The sequence below is a fragment of the Methanocalculus pumilus genome (genome assembly GCF_055382585.1).
Window position 1 is genome coordinate 1,309,023 of the sequence record NZ_AP042393.1, and the last position, 13,862, is coordinate 1,322,884.

The window sequence follows — 13,862 nt, forward strand, 5'->3', positions numbered from 1 at the left end:
AGGAAAGCACCACTAACCTTGAAGAAATGATCCCCCTGATCATCGACTTCAGCAACAAAAAAGTCGTCATCTTTGGCGGAGGTTCGGTATCTGCCAGAAAAGCACGTTATTTTCTGGATGAAGCAGATCTCACCATTATCAGCAGAAGCTTCACGGATGCTCTTTCCCAACTTCCGGTGAGGCGGATAATAGCCGATACAGGGGCTATGAGCAACGAGGAGCTTTTCACCTATATTGAAGATGCATTTCTTGTTATTGCTGCACTCTCAGAGAGAGAAGAGAATAACCGCATCGGAATGCTGGCTGCCCGGGCAGGAGTCCTCTTCAACAACGCAGATGGAGATATGGGAGATGTGATCATTCCTTCAATCGTCCGTGGCCGTCATCTGATAGCCGGATTCTCAACCGGTGGCGAAAGCCCGGCAGTCAGCAGGCATCTGAGGGAACATTTCGAAGAGATAACACCTGAAATTGATGCAATGATCGATCTCCAGCACATACTCCGTGATGCCCTGAAAAGAATGGATCTGACACAGGGAGAAAGAGCCAGGCGGCTGACAGCAGCAATCCAGGATCCGGTAATACGGAAAGGGCTGCTTGAAGACAGAGAGAGAACAATTGAAATAGCGATATTGAGGTACTGCCATGAATGAAGGGCTCCTGGTTCCAATCGCTATTGCAGGGCTTGATCACCATACAGCAGGCCAGAGTGAACTTGAATCATTCAGATTTTCTGATGAAGAGGATTTTATCCGCCAGGCACGCTCCCGATATAAAGGTGTCCTCCTCCTCCAGACATGTAACCGTGTAGAGGTACTTGTGCAGGGAGATCCTGACGATCTCGCCCGTTTTATGCAGAGTATCGGAAGAAACCATTTTACCATCCATCACGGCCTTGGTGCCCTCCGACACCTCCTCGGACTTGCCGCTGGAATCAATTCCATGATAATCGGTGAAGACCAGATCCTTGGTCAGATGCGCCAGGCTCTCCTCACTTCAACCGAATATGGGGGTAACAGCCAGATCATTGATATCTGCATCAATACGGCGATCCATTTCGGTGTGACGGTCAGACAGAAGACGATGATCAACCGTGGATCGGTCTCGATCGGATCAGCTGCTGTCCGGCTTGCAGAAGATCTTCTGGGCACATTGAAGAAACGGCATATCCTCGTTGTTGGTACCGGTGAGATGGGCAGGCTCGTTACAAAAGCCCTTCAGGAGAAGGACTTAACAGCGATTTATGTAACAAACCGGACATATGAGAGGGCGGTTGAACTGGCTGAAGAGATCGGTGGGAAAGCAGTCACCTTCAGGGATCTCTTTCCATTCATCCTGCTCTCTGATGTGGTCATCTCCTGTACAGCAGCACCCCACCCGGTAATACGGCACGACGAACTTGAAAAAGCAATGCAGGGGAGAACCTGGCCCCTTGATACCGGACCAAAGCCTCTGGTCGTCATTGACATCGCCCAACCCCGTGATACCGAGGATTCAATACGGGAGATCCCCGGAGTCCATCTCTATACAATCGACGATCTCAGGTCAATATCAGAAGAGAACCTTGCTGCACGGCAGAGCGAAGCAGATACAATCCGTTCACTCATAGAAGCAGAAATTGGAACATTCATCCAGAGGATCAACCGGGCAGCTGCAAACGACACCATCGCCACCCTCCATACCTGGGCTGAAGCAATCAGGATCAGGGAACGGGACAAAGCAATTAACCGGCTTGGTCCGGCAGATCAAAAAACAATTCAGATCATTGATGATCTCACACGTGTGCTGACTGGTAAGATACTTGCCGATGCTACAATGGCAATCAGGGTAAGTGCAGAACAATGCGATCTGGATACTGCAGGGATGATCGTTGATGCAATAACAAAAGGTGAGAAGATATGTTTCCGGAAACACGATTAAGAAGACTGAGAAAACGCCGAATCCAGCCATTGGTGAGGGAGACACAGGTGTTGACCACCGATCTCATTGCACCGCTTTTTATAGATGAAACGCTCCGTGAGCCCTCTCCGATTAGCTCAATGCCCGGCCAGTTCCGCTTCCCTCCTGATGGCATCGCGGATGTCGTCCGGCGCCTGTACGATACGGGAATCAGAGGTGTGCTCCTCTTTGGGATTCCAAAAACAAAAGATTCCATCGGTTCATCAGCATATGATGAGGCTGGAGTGATACAGAAGACGGTGAGATCAATTCGGTCCCAGGTTCCTGATATGATGATCATCACCGATGTCTGCGCATGCGAGTACACCGATCATGGTCACTGCGGGATTCTGACAGATGATTGTTTGGATCTCGATAATGACCGATCGCTTGCATTGATGGCAAAAATTGCGATCAGCCATGCAGAGGCGGGGACAGATGTGGTTGCACCCTCGTGCATGCTTGACGGCCAGGTGAAAGTAATCAGAGAAGCACTCGATGCAGAAGGGTTCTTTGGAATCCCCATCCTCTCCTATTCGACAAAGTTTTCCAGTGCCCTCTATGGACCATTCCGTGAAGCCGCTGACTCCTGTTACACCTGCGGTGACCGATCCACCTATCAGATGGATCCGGCAAATGCACGGGAGGCACTCAGGGAATCCAGAATAGATGCTGAGGAAGGGGCGGATATGCTGATGGTCAAGCCTGCCGGGTTGTATCTTGACATCCTCAAAGAGATACGATCTCTTGGCCTCACGGTTGCGGCATATCAGGTGAGCGGCGAGTATGCAATGATAAAAGCAGCCGCTATGAATGGATGGGTTGATGAGAGAAAGGTTGTACTTGAATCCCTGACCTGCATCAAGAGGGCGGGGGCAGATGTGATCATAACATATTTTGCAGAAGATGCGGCGAGGTGGTTAGATGAGAAGTGAAGCACTATTTAACAAAGCAGAAAAGCTCCTCCCGGGAGGGGTGAGCAGCCCGGTCAGGGCGATCAAGCCATACCCATTCTATACAGAGTCGGGAAAAGGCGGACGGATCAGAACAGCAGACAAGACCGAACTCATCGACTGCTGCCTTGGGTATGGTCCCCTGATCCTTGGCCACGCAGATGATACAATAAAAGATGCCATTCAGAAGCAGCTTGATCGCGGCTGGCTCTATGGAACACCCGCAGAGCAGGAGATCGAAATGGCTGAGCGGATCATCCGCGATCAACCCGGCGTTGAGATGGTGCGTTGTGTATCAAGCGGATCAGAAGCCACAATGGCAGCAATCCGACTGGCAAGGGGTTTTACCGGGAAGAAGAAGATTCTGAAGATTGAAGGGGGATTTCACGGCGCCCATGACAGTGTCCTTATTAAGGCAGGATCTGGTGCAACGACACTTGGAATTCCGGATTCTGCCGGAATTCCTGCCGGTGTAGCAGAATTTACACGGCAGGTACCGTATAATAATCCTGAAGTACTTGATCGGATCCTTACAGAAGATCAGGATATTGCCGCATTCATCCTTGAACCGGTGATGGGAAATATCGGACCAATTCTACCAGAAGAGAATTACCTGAAAGATGTTCGGGCAATCACACAGGAACACGATGTCCTCCTTATCTTTGATGAAGTAATCACCGGATACCGGCTTGGCATCGGTGGTGCCGCAGAGGAGTATGGCATTACACCTGACCTGACCACACTGGGAAAGATCATCGGAGGCGGACTCCCAATCGGAGCGTTTGGAGGAAGAAAGAATATCATGGAGATGATCGCACCCGCAGGCCCCGTCTACCAGGCAGGAACTTTCAGTGGCAATCCACTCTCCCTTGCTGCCGGGATCGCAACCATCGACTATCTGAATGCTCACCGTGAAGAGTATCATCGGGCAGAAGAGCGCACCCGTGCAATTGAAGAAAGTCTTCCCTCATCTGCGGAGGGATCATTTGTCAGGACACAATCCATCTTCAAATATTTCTTCAGAAGCGATCCGCCATCAAATTATACAGAGGCAAAAGAGAGCGATACAAATGCATTCGGATTGTTCTGGAAGGCTGCGCTTCAGAATGGGGTCTTCCTCCCTCCGGCACAGTATGAATCAAACTTCCTCTCATTTGCACATACTGACGAAGATATCGAGATAATTGCCGGAGTCTACCATTCATGCCTTCCATAATCAGGATAGGCACCCGTGCAAGTGCCCTTGCTCAAAAGCAGACGGAGATCGTCTCCAAACTCCTTCTGGAGAATGGGATTGAATCAGAGAGTATCATCATCAAAACAGAAGGCGATGCACAGACCGGGATCCCTCTTCACGAGGTCGGGGGGCAGGGGATTTTTGTCAGGGCACTTGATGATGCGATCCTCCGGGGTGAGATTGACTGTGCGGTTCATAGTATGAAAGATATCCCGGCAGCCCGCCCGGATGGAATTACTACCGCTGCCATTCTCCCCCGCGATCCTCCAAATGACTATCTTGCATTCAATATCCCGCTTGATGAGATCTCCTGTATCGGAACCTCCAGCACACGGAGGAGGGCGCAACTTCTCCGCTATGACCCGGAGTATGCGATCAGGGAGCTCAGGGGCAATATCGACACACGAATTCGAAAGCTGAAATCCGGCGAATATGACGCAATAATGCTTGCGGAAGCAGGTCTTGCCCGGATGTCACTTCATGTAAATGGGATCAGACTTCCGATAAACCAATTTGTCCCTGCTCCAAACCAGGGGACAATTGCAGTCGTTTGTCGGGATGATCCGGTGATGAGTGATCTCATCCGGCCACTCGATCACCCGGCCACACGCATGGACACAGAGATCGAACGTGCAGTGATGGAAGAGGTCGGGGGCGGGTGTTTTACTCCGCAGGGAATCTATTGTTATAACGGTTCCCTGATCGCAGAGATCCTTTCACTTGATGGAAAGAGGCACGTCCGAATGGAAGAGCATGTCGGGCAGATTGACGATGCACGCAGGATTGGTACAGAGCTTCGTGATCGCTCAATGAATCTTATTCTTGAAGCTAAAGAGAAACTGGGGTTGAAATAATCATGACCGGAATCGTATATCTTGTCGGATCAGGGCCTGGCGGCCTTGGCTTATTGACATTTCGAGCGCGTGAAGTGATTGATTCGGCTGAGGTGATCCTCTACGATCAACTGCCCGGAGATGAGATCCTTGCAACATTACCAAAAACAGCTGAGAAGATCAACTGCGGTAAGTTCGGTGGGTCCCATACCCTGAAACAGGAAGAGATCGAGAGCCTCATGGTGGACAGGGCACAAAAAGGCAAACGTGTTGTCAGGCTGAAAGGAGGCGACCCATTTGTCTTTGGCCGTGGCGGAGAGGAGATGGAAGTTCTGAGAGAACATAATATCGCTGTTGAGGTTGTTCCCGGGATTACGAGTGCCGTAGCAGTTCCCGGGTGTGCAGGGATTCCAGTAACACACCGAAGCCATGCAAGCCAGGTTACATTTCTGACAGGGCACGAGGACCCGACAAAAGAAGAGTCGGCAATAGACTGGGGATGGCTGGCACGGTCACCAGGCACCATCGTAATCCTGATGGGAGTGAAGAATCTGGGCATGATCACCAGATCCCTAATCGAGCATGGAATGGCAGCCGGGAAGCCGGTTGCCATTATTGAACGGGGCTTCCGCCCCAATCAGCGTGTAACAATCGGAACTCTTTCTGACATTTCTGAAAAAGCCAGAGAAGCCGGGGTAAAGCCACCCGCAATCATCGTGATCGGAGGGGTCGTCTCCCTGTATCGTGATGGGAGTGAGGGGGAGTGGAGCAGGTCTGATACACAACAATAACCAATATTTTCCAGTCTTTCTATTGGATTAATTTCTTCGATTCGGGAGTGTCTGCTTCCAGTTACATTTTCCGTGTTCTCCGAAACTCTTTATCATCATTGAAGACGATGTATTTTGATCATCTATGCGCAGTGATGAATTAAAAAAAGGATATCCACGGGCTCCAAATCGTTCTCTTCTCAGATCCCTCGGCTTGAGCAACAGAGAGATGGATCTCCCATTTATTGGGATTGCAAATGCCTGGAATGATATCGTCCCCGGTCACACCCATCTCAGAAACCTCACCAATAAAGTGCGTGAGGGAGTTGCAGCCGGTGGCGGGGTTCCATTCGAGTTTGGAGTGATTGGGATCTGCGACGGGATTGCAATGGGACATAAGGGAATGCGGTATTCCCTCCCCTCACGGGAAAATATTGCTGATTCAATCGAACTGATGGTGGAGGCACACCGGTTTGATGGACTCGTATGTGTAGGCACCTGTGATAAAATTGTACCCGGTATGCTTATGGCAGCAGCTCGTCTGGATATCCCCGCCATTCTCCTCACCGGCGGCCCGATGATGCCTGGAACACTCAATGGAAAGGATCTCTCGCTTGTTGATGTCTTCGAGGCGGTCGGAAAAGTCGCTGCCGGATCATTTCCTGAAGAAGAACTCTGTACCCTTGAGTGCGCGGCGATGCCCGGATGCGGCAGCTGCCAGGGCCTGTATACTGCAAATACAATGGCATGCATGACTGAAGCCATGGGGATGTCATTAGCAGGATCAGCTGCCATTCCTGCTGTTGAATCAGATAAACTCAGAATAGCACATGAGACAGGATACAGAATCATGGATCTCGTCAGATCGGGAACAAATGCCAGGCAGATCATTACAGAAAAGAGCCTGAGAAATGCAATCCGGGTTGATATGGCGCTTGGTGGATCAACAAATACCGTTCTGCACCTGATGGCGATTGCCAGGGAAGCGGACATTCCCATGAATCTTGAATCATTCAATCAGATCAGTGACGGGACCCCGCATATCTGCCACATGCAGCCTGCCGGCCCGCATGCAATGGTTGCACTCAACCGGGCAGGCGGAATTCCCGCAATCTTCAACCGCTTAATCGATCACCTTGAAGATGTCATGACCGTTTCCGGCAGATCTGTTTTGGAGATAGCAAAGGGAATTCTGACAATGGATGAAAACGTCATCAAACCTGTAGATAATCCCATCCACATAAGCGGAGGTCTGAGGATCCTCTTTGGAACGCTTGCACCAGATGGTGCGGTCGTCAAATATGCTGCGGTCTCAGAATCGATGTGGCAACACAAGGGTCCTGCACGTGTCTTTGATGGAGAAGAGATGGCAATGAAGGCCATTCTTGCCCGTGAGATCAGGGAGGGGGATGTAATCATCATCAGGTATGAGGGTCCAAAGGGCGGGCCTGGCATGCCCGAGATGCTCTCACCAACATCAGCATTGATGGGACTTGGATATGAACGGGTGGTTCTCATAACAGATGGAAGATTCTCCGGAGGTACACGAGGGCCATGTATCGGCCATGTCGCACCAGAAGCAGAGGTCGGAGGACCGATTGCTCTGGTCAGGGACGGCGACGAGATCGCAATCGACCTTCCGGCGAAACGGATTGACCTGAATGTTGATGATGCTGAACTTGATCGGAGACGCAGTATGTGGCGGCCAAAGGAACGCAGATTAAAAGGTGTCCTTGCGCGATATGCCAGGATCGTCGGACAGGCTGATTCCGGGGCAGTCCAATTATAATTCCACCCAATTTTTCTGATATTGTTGTAAAAATTTTAGAAAGAGAGATAGTACTTATTCAAAGAGTGGATCTATCGAATCTTCAAAGAGATTTGATTTCCGGTCAGCTGACCTGATAACATCCTGTTTCGTATCTTTAGCCTCTTCAAGCAGTTCAGAGATCCGGGGTGCTTTTCCAATGGTAGAGAGAAGGACGACTGCTGCGATATAATTGGATCCAACAGGATAATCACCACCCCTCACCTCAATTCCGGCAATATTCTCTTCAACCCAGGACTTGGACTTTTCTACACCCTTCCTGTCCAGCTCATTTGGGGGGCCGGCTACAAGCACCAGTGCCCGTTCTGCTGTTGTATAATCACAGGGGAGTGTCAGGCGGCCGAGCATTGCCCTTCTGACAAGCCCGATGATCTTGGCAGATTTATCCTCTCCGGTGAGGGCACCATCATCCTTCTCTTTCTTCCCAAAGCCTGAGAAGAGACTTTTCTTCGGCTTGGTTTTAGTAATAACATCAGAGATCGCATACCCAATGGTGGAGATCCCGCCACCCCTGAGAGTATTGATAATCTCGGAAGAGTCAACAACCATCTCACCAACACCAAACTGGCCTACCTCGCCTGCCCTGAAGAGCACGCCAAACCGCCTCACAAGCTCCTCATTCAGCCGGTCATAAGCACTCTTGACACTTTCCCCCTCTTCTTTCCACGCACTATTATCAAAGACAAAGGTGTTGTCCGCTTCGTTGACAAGTGTCGCCAGGCTGCGTGCAGCATTGTATGAGTAGAGACGCCCTTCCTCTGGTGCCGGGATCATGGCAAGAGCATAGACAGGTTCACGATAGATGCGTTTTAAGTGCCGGCAGAGAACGGGCGTTCCACCTGAACCGGTTCCGCCACCAAGCCCGGCAACAACGATAAACGCATCGATGTCATGGGTTCCCCGGGTATCAATTGCATTGATGATCGTATCAATTTCATCGGCTGTGATCTTTGCACCGGTGACATTATCTGTCCCCACACCGTGCCCTTTTACCACCGTCTGACCGATGAGTAGACGATCCTTCATATCGATATTCTGCAGGCCAAGAAGATCTGTCCGTGCAGAATTTACCGCTATTCCACGAAAACTGCTATTCTGAAGTTTTTTGTCATGCGCGAGGAACATATCGACAATTTTTCCTCCCGCCTGCCCAAATCCAATAAAAAATACCCGCATTAAATAGACACCTGTCACGTAAATGAATATAATCGTAGTATCCGCAATATATAAGAGATTTTCGAAAATGGTCCTAAAAATCACAATGGATCAAACCTGAGAACAAACAATCACAGACGGCAGGCAGATACGTTTCTATCCATTTAGTGGATTGAGAATATCGGGGTTTCACCAGTACCAGATAGAAAAAACAAAGGAAAGCCTGATCTTTGAATGAAGAGGAACACAATAGCAAAAAGCGCATAAAGATCTCGTGTTTTGAGAGGATCGTTTTCGCCTCTTTCAATTCAGCTTAAGAGAAGAGAGATATTTTTGACCCATTATTAAAAATAAACGCAATTGAAGTCATTTGTATTTCAAAGCATTAATTAACAGAGAATGTTCAGGTACCGTGGGGCATTTCCATTCGCTCCGGTGTGATAGTATGATCGATCAATTTTTTGAAGGAAATAAGGCTTTTATTAAAGAAGACTTTGAAAAAGACAGAAAACGATATTCCGATCTGGCACAATCCCAGAGCCCGAAGACACTGTGGATTGGGTGTGCAGACTCGCGTATCGATCCTGAGCGAGTTACTCATGCAAAAGCGGGCGAGCTCTTTGTCCATCGAAACATAGCAAATATCGTTCCTCTTCAGGACTGGAACTTTGCAAGCGTCCTTGAATATGCTGTTGCACACCTCAAGGTCGAGAATATTGTCATCTGCGGCCATTCTGAATGTGGAGGTATCAAAGCCCTTGATAAAGAGATGCAGGATTCATATATCCCCCTCTGGATCAATAATGCTCGTGAGGCACAGATCAGGGTCGATGCAAAAATACCCCCCCCAAAGAACGCAGAAGAGGAGAAGAAGCGGCTGACAGAGATGGAAAAAGAGAATGTTCGTCTCCAGATAGAGCATCTCAGAACATACCCAATCGTAAAAAAGGCTGAAGAAGAGAATAAGGTGGAGATACACGGTCTCTATTACTATCTTGAGACCGGAGTACTTGAAGAGCTCACATAGAGGAGTTCTTCAACTCTTTTTCTATCTCCGCTCTGATTAAAGGGAGTGAGATGCGGCCGACCGGAGTAACGCGACCATTTATAAGGATAATTGGAAGAGGAGGCTGGTGTTCCTCAATAATCGTCCGAATTCTTTGCGGCACACCATCATCGATACAGGTGAGTTGAAGTGAGACAGTATCGCCATACTCCTTCTTAAGCAACTTTTTGAGCGCCGATACAGCATTGATAAGCTTCTCGGTGGGGGCACATTCGGTAAGTTCACAGCTTCGTTCATCATTGCAGGGGAACGGACCGCATGAGAGTTCCTCAAGCCCGATTACTTCAATATCGATTATACTATTCATATAAGATATCTGGATTCAGACAATTTAGCACCATCGCTCTCTCAGGAAAAGAGTGAGTAGAAAATAATGGCTGCACCATCATATCACAACAACTGTAAAAAGGGGATTTAGGCTCTCGATCGCGCATGATTTGCCTTTGATAGTCAGCATACCCTATAAAGGTCTGATCTGCATGCCATTCTCATAAGGTTTATCTCGGGAGAGAGGAAAAAGGCAATCTTTATTGCTCTTTTCAACGACAGTAAAAGAAGGTAATTCCATGACCAGACCGATTCTTATTGACTTTTTCGCCACATGGTGTGGGCCATGCAAGATGCAGACCCCCATCATTGAGGACCTGAAGGTAAAACTCGGGGATGCAGTTGAAATCAAGACAATTGATGTCGATCATCATATGGATCTTGCAGGAAAATATCAGATTCAGGTTGTTCCGACACTCATCATAGAAAAAGACGGAGCTGTTATCCATAAACTCGAAGGAGTAACCGATGCACGGAGACTGGAAGAACTCTTAAAACCACTTATCTGATGGATGAAAGAGGCCGTATAGAATCACTTATTTCGGTCTTAAACGAGACCTATGGAACCTTTCCGTGGTGGGATGCACCATTTGAGGAAGTGGTTATCGGGGCGATATTAACCCAGCAGACACGCTGGGAGAATGTTGAAGCGGCATTAACCCGGCTAAGATCTGCCGGGTTGAATACCCTTGCCGCGATTGCGGCAGCGGATCCGGCAGATCTGGAATCCTGTATACGATGTACCGGGTTTTACCGGGTCAAATCAGCACGCCTCCATCAGCTTGCCACATTTTTTCTGGACCAGTATCATGAGATGGAAGAGATCGATCTGATCCCAACTGATCTCCTGAGACGTTCCCTCCTCACAGTGAATGGTGTAGGTGAAGAGACTGCCGATAGTATCCTCTGTTATGGACTTTTTCGGGAGACATTTGTAATTGATGCATATACCCGCCGGATCTGTACCTGCGCCGGAGTTTCGCTCCCCGATGATCAATTACGCCGGATCTTCTTATCAGCTCTTGGTTCAAACAACCTTCACCTCAGATCCTGTCATGGCCAGATTGTTGAATATGCAAAAGAATATTGTAGTAAGAAGAGATGTCAGGAATGCAGAATCCGGATTTTACGCGAATAGGACGCCGCCTCTTCAATGAAGGACTCGTTGGCGGTAATTTTGGCAATATGAGTATACGTTCAGATAATGGATACCTCATCACCAGAAGTGGTTCATACCTTGATGATGCTGGAGAGCTTATCCGGGTGATTCCCGGCGAGCCGGTTCCAAAGGGGGCATCGAGCGAATACCGGGTTCATGAAGCGATCTACAGGGAGACTGAACATGACGCAATCGTGCATGCCCACCCCTCCTGTGCGGTTGCGGCTTCACTTCTCATGGATCAGATCATACCAATCGACAGTGAAGGGGAAATGCTCTGCCCGGAGATTTCTGTTGTGGAGGGAGTACCCGGCAGTCAGGAACTCGCAGAGAATTGTGCAGATATCCTGAAAAAAAGTAATCTTGTCATTGCCAGGGGGCATGGGACATTTGCTGCTGCAAAAACAATCGATGAAGCATATCTTTTTACCTCACTTGCTGAGCATGCATCACGTGTACTCTTTTATACAGGGCATTTCACAAAAAACCCTGATGCTCACAGGGAAATAGTAAAGCAATGAGGAAAAACAGAAGCAGACTAAAAAAGTTACTTATTTTCCTCATTCTCGATTCGATTCAGTTGTTCACGAAGCTTCCGGATCTCCCCGGTCGTCTCACGGTGAAACGCAAGGAAGATATCTCCAAGGAGACCAAACATCAGAATAATCAGTCCAGACATGATCAGAAGACCTGTAAGGACAGTCATTGGTATACGTTCAATACTCTGGAACCAGTCATAGACGACATAGATCCCGAGCACCACACCCATCAGGGTGAGAAGAAGGCCGATAATTCCAAAATAGAAGAGAGGATTTCCGATTTTGGCGAGCCGATAGATGGTTTTTATGATCTTGTATCCATCCCGGATCGGATGGAGCTTTGTGGGGGTGCCCGGTCTCTGGCAGTAACTGACAGGAACAACAGTTATTTTAAGCTCGTTCCTGACCGCTTCAGCTGCAATCTCGGTCTCGATCTCAAAACCGGACTCTTTCAGGTTCATCCGGGAAAGTGACTCGCGGGTAAAGGCCCGGTATCCCGAAAGGATATCCTGAAGATATACCCCATGAGCCCATTTGAAGAGAACATTGATGATATAATTACCAAAATGATTCAGGCGTGTCAGGGCACCCTTCTCATACCCGGATAAGCGCTCACCGATGACATGATCAGCACCGTGTGCCAGAGGTGCGAGCATTCGATCGGCATCTGCCGGAGCATAGGTGCCGTCACCATCAAGCATGAGGATGTAGGGCTCGCGGATCATCGAGAATGCCTCAATGATCGCTGCACCTTTGCCTCTGCCAACCTGGGTTACCACCTCTGCACCTGCCCGGGATGCAGCCTCTATTGTCCCATCGGTGCTCTTACCATCAATGACGAGTATATGTGTAAAACCCATCCCCTGAAATTCACGGATGAGGGGTTCTATCGTTTTACCTTCATTGAGTGTAGGAATGAGGATACAGACATCCGTTCTCTCGATGGCCATCGTACAATTATTAATAAGTACATTCTGATAAGTCCTTGTATGGGTTTGGAGAAACCGGGGATACGTATCCTTGGCATCGCAGAAAGCTGGATAGGGAGAGATGAATCGTTCCTTGCAGGTGTCGTAATGAGAGGTGATCTCAGAATCGATGGATCTGCACTCACTCATGTGACTGTTGGAGGGATGGATGCAATCGATGCTGTGATCCGACTTTTCATCTCGTTAAACCGGACAGATATCAATCTGATCCTAATCTCAGGGGCTGCAATCGCCTGGTACAATATCATCAATCCCGATCTGATTCAAAAGGCCACAAACACCCCGGTTCTGATCATCACCTATGAGGAATCAGGTGGCCTAGAAGAGGCGATCAGCCATCATTTCCCGGGTGATACAGAGAGAATGGACGCATATTGCGCCCTCGGGGAACGTGATTCTATCCATCTGAAGACCGGGCATGTTGTCTATATCAGGCGATCAGGAATTCAGCTTGATGATGCAACAAGGATCGTCAACAGATTTACCTTCGATGGCAGAGTCCCGGAGCCAATCAGGGTTGCGCGGCTTTTTGCCCGTGCAGTCATGCAATCCGCTCAGAACGGGAGATAAGCCGGTCATGATCCTTATGATACACATCAAGCCTGACAGAATCTCCGGGTCGAAATGTACCATCAGTCAGATCAAGAAAGATCCTTGATCCCGGATACCAGTAAAACCCTGTCGAGCCGGGACCTTCCATCCTCTGAACACCGATATGGTATGTCGGGATGAACTGATGAGCATTCATTGAAGAGATGAGGGCTCCGGAATCCCGACCATTGACAAAGATCTCGGCCCAGAGATCGTCATTGACATACGTAGTCACTCCGCTATTGATGATGGTCATCCTGCTATCATAATTTAGTCCACCATTTTTTTCACAATAGTGGCTCAGCTGCGTGATTGCAAAGATCTCCGGTGGCTCTTTAGGAGATCCTCCCTGCCAGAGCGGGATATGGAGCATCAGAAACAGAAGAACTGCAAGAATGATTGTGATTACAACAAGGAGCAGGACACCCTGAACCTGTGATACTGCTTCCCCGGATCGCCCATCTGACATCCTAAAAA

General features: G+C 48.9%; 16 protein-coding genes. 12 read left to right on the forward strand and 4 right to left on the reverse strand.

From position 1 onward, the window contains the following. Positions 1 to 26: 26 nt before the first annotated feature. The 7 genes from ACZ44I_RS06870 to ilvD all read left to right on the forward strand — a co-directional run bounded on the left by ACZ44I_RS06870 (position 27) and on the right by ilvD (position 7,520). Positions 27 to 653: a precorrin-2 dehydrogenase/sirohydrochlorin ferrochelatase family protein gene (locus ACZ44I_RS06870; RefSeq protein ID WP_464551370.1), complete on the forward strand. Its 627-nt coding sequence runs from the start codon at positions 27 to 29 to the stop codon at positions 651 to 653. Beyond that, positions 646 to 1,920 (forward strand): glutamyl-tRNA reductase, encoded by a 1,275-nt coding sequence (gene hemA, locus ACZ44I_RS06875; RefSeq protein WP_464551368.1) that lies wholly within the window; start codon positions 646 to 648, stop codon positions 1,918 to 1,920. Before ACZ44I_RS06870 ends, hemA begins: the two co-directional genes overlap by 8 nt. Beyond that, a complete protein-coding gene (gene hemB, locus ACZ44I_RS06880) occupies positions 1,899 to 2,873 on the forward strand; it encodes a porphobilinogen synthase (protein WP_464551366.1) in 975 nt (324 codons plus the stop codon). Before hemA ends, hemB begins: the two co-directional genes overlap by 22 nt. Further along, positions 2,863 to 4,107: a glutamate-1-semialdehyde 2,1-aminomutase gene (hemL, locus tag ACZ44I_RS06885; RefSeq protein WP_464551364.1), complete on the forward strand. Its 1,245-nt coding sequence runs from the start codon at positions 2,863 to 2,865 to the stop codon at positions 4,105 to 4,107. The genes hemB and hemL overlap by 11 nt, the downstream gene beginning before the upstream one ends. Next, the gene (gene hemC / locus ACZ44I_RS06890; protein ID WP_464551362.1) at positions 4,095 to 4,982 is read left to right on the forward strand and encodes a hydroxymethylbilane synthase; all 888 of its coding nucleotides are present in this window, start codon (positions 4,095 to 4,097) and stop codon (positions 4,980 to 4,982) included. Before hemL ends, hemC begins: the two co-directional genes overlap by 13 nt. A 2-nt stretch (positions 4,983 to 4,984) precedes the next feature. Next, the gene (cobA, locus tag ACZ44I_RS06895) at positions 4,985 to 5,752 is read left to right on the forward strand and encodes a uroporphyrinogen-III C-methyltransferase (RefSeq protein WP_464551360.1); all 768 of its coding nucleotides are present in this window, start codon (positions 4,985 to 4,987) and stop codon (positions 5,750 to 5,752) included. 124 nt (positions 5,753 to 5,876) lie between these two features. Further along, on the forward strand, positions 5,877 to 7,520 hold the full coding sequence (gene ilvD, locus ACZ44I_RS06900; RefSeq protein WP_464551358.1) for a dihydroxy-acid dehydratase: 1,644 nt from the start codon (positions 5,877 to 5,879) through the stop codon (positions 7,518 to 7,520). 54 nt (positions 7,521 to 7,574) lie between these two features. Here the strand turns inward: ilvD and ACZ44I_RS06905 are convergent, their stop codons facing one another. Continuing rightward, positions 7,575 to 8,735 (reverse strand): tubulin/FtsZ family protein, encoded by a 1,161-nt coding sequence (locus ACZ44I_RS06905; protein ID WP_464551356.1) that lies wholly within the window; start codon positions 8,733 to 8,735, stop codon positions 7,575 to 7,577. A gap of 424 nt (positions 8,736 to 9,159) precedes the next feature. Between ACZ44I_RS06905 and ACZ44I_RS06910 the strand changes: the two genes are divergently transcribed. Next, on the forward strand, positions 9,160 to 9,741 hold the full coding sequence (locus tag ACZ44I_RS06910) for a carbonic anhydrase (protein ID WP_464551354.1): 582 nt from the start codon (positions 9,160 to 9,162) through the stop codon (positions 9,739 to 9,741). Here the strand turns inward: ACZ44I_RS06910 and ACZ44I_RS06915 are convergent. Continuing rightward, positions 9,734 to 10,087, reverse strand: coding sequence for a hypothetical protein (locus tag ACZ44I_RS06915; RefSeq protein ID WP_464551353.1), 354 nt, complete (start codon positions 10,085 to 10,087; stop codon positions 9,734 to 9,736). The genes ACZ44I_RS06910 and ACZ44I_RS06915 overlap by 8 nt on opposite strands. Before the next feature lie 259 nt (positions 10,088 to 10,346). Here ACZ44I_RS06915 and ACZ44I_RS06920 point away from each other — a divergent pair, with 259 nt between their 5' ends. From ACZ44I_RS06920 to ACZ44I_RS06930, 3 genes are read left to right on the forward strand one after another with little or no spacing between them, the layout of a single operon-like run. Then, the gene (locus tag ACZ44I_RS06920) at positions 10,347 to 10,616 is read left to right on the forward strand and encodes a thioredoxin family protein (RefSeq protein WP_292736586.1); all 270 of its coding nucleotides are present in this window, start codon (positions 10,347 to 10,349) and stop codon (positions 10,614 to 10,616) included. Beyond that, on the forward strand, positions 10,616 to 11,245 hold the full coding sequence (locus tag ACZ44I_RS06925; protein ID WP_464551349.1) for an endonuclease III domain-containing protein: 630 nt from the start codon (positions 10,616 to 10,618) through the stop codon (positions 11,243 to 11,245). The genes ACZ44I_RS06920 and ACZ44I_RS06925 overlap by 1 nt, the downstream gene beginning before the upstream one ends. Next, positions 11,218 to 11,787: an aldolase gene (locus ACZ44I_RS06930; protein ID WP_464551347.1), complete on the forward strand. Its 570-nt coding sequence runs from the start codon at positions 11,218 to 11,220 to the stop codon at positions 11,785 to 11,787. Before ACZ44I_RS06925 ends, ACZ44I_RS06930 begins: the two co-directional genes overlap by 28 nt. Positions 11,788 to 11,813: 26 nt before the next feature. Here the strand turns inward: ACZ44I_RS06930 and aglJ are convergent, their stop codons facing one another. Next, complete coding sequence (gene aglJ, locus ACZ44I_RS06935) at positions 11,814 to 12,755, reverse strand: S-layer glycoprotein N-glycosyltransferase AglJ (protein ID WP_464551345.1); 942 nt, start codon at positions 12,753 to 12,755, stop codon at positions 11,814 to 11,816. 39 nt (positions 12,756 to 12,794) lie between these two features. Between aglJ and ACZ44I_RS06940 the strand changes: the two genes are divergently transcribed. Further along, positions 12,795 to 13,364, forward strand: coding sequence for an endonuclease dU (locus tag ACZ44I_RS06940; protein ID WP_464551343.1), 570 nt, complete (start codon positions 12,795 to 12,797; stop codon positions 13,362 to 13,364). Here ACZ44I_RS06940 and ACZ44I_RS06945 read toward each other — a convergent pair. Further along, entirely contained in the window at positions 13,336 to 13,854 is a 519-nt protein-coding gene (locus ACZ44I_RS06945) for an archaellin/type IV pilin N-terminal domain-containing protein (protein WP_464551341.1), read from the reverse strand. The genes ACZ44I_RS06940 and ACZ44I_RS06945 overlap by 29 nt on opposite strands. Positions 13,855 to 13,862: the final 8 nt, after the last annotated feature.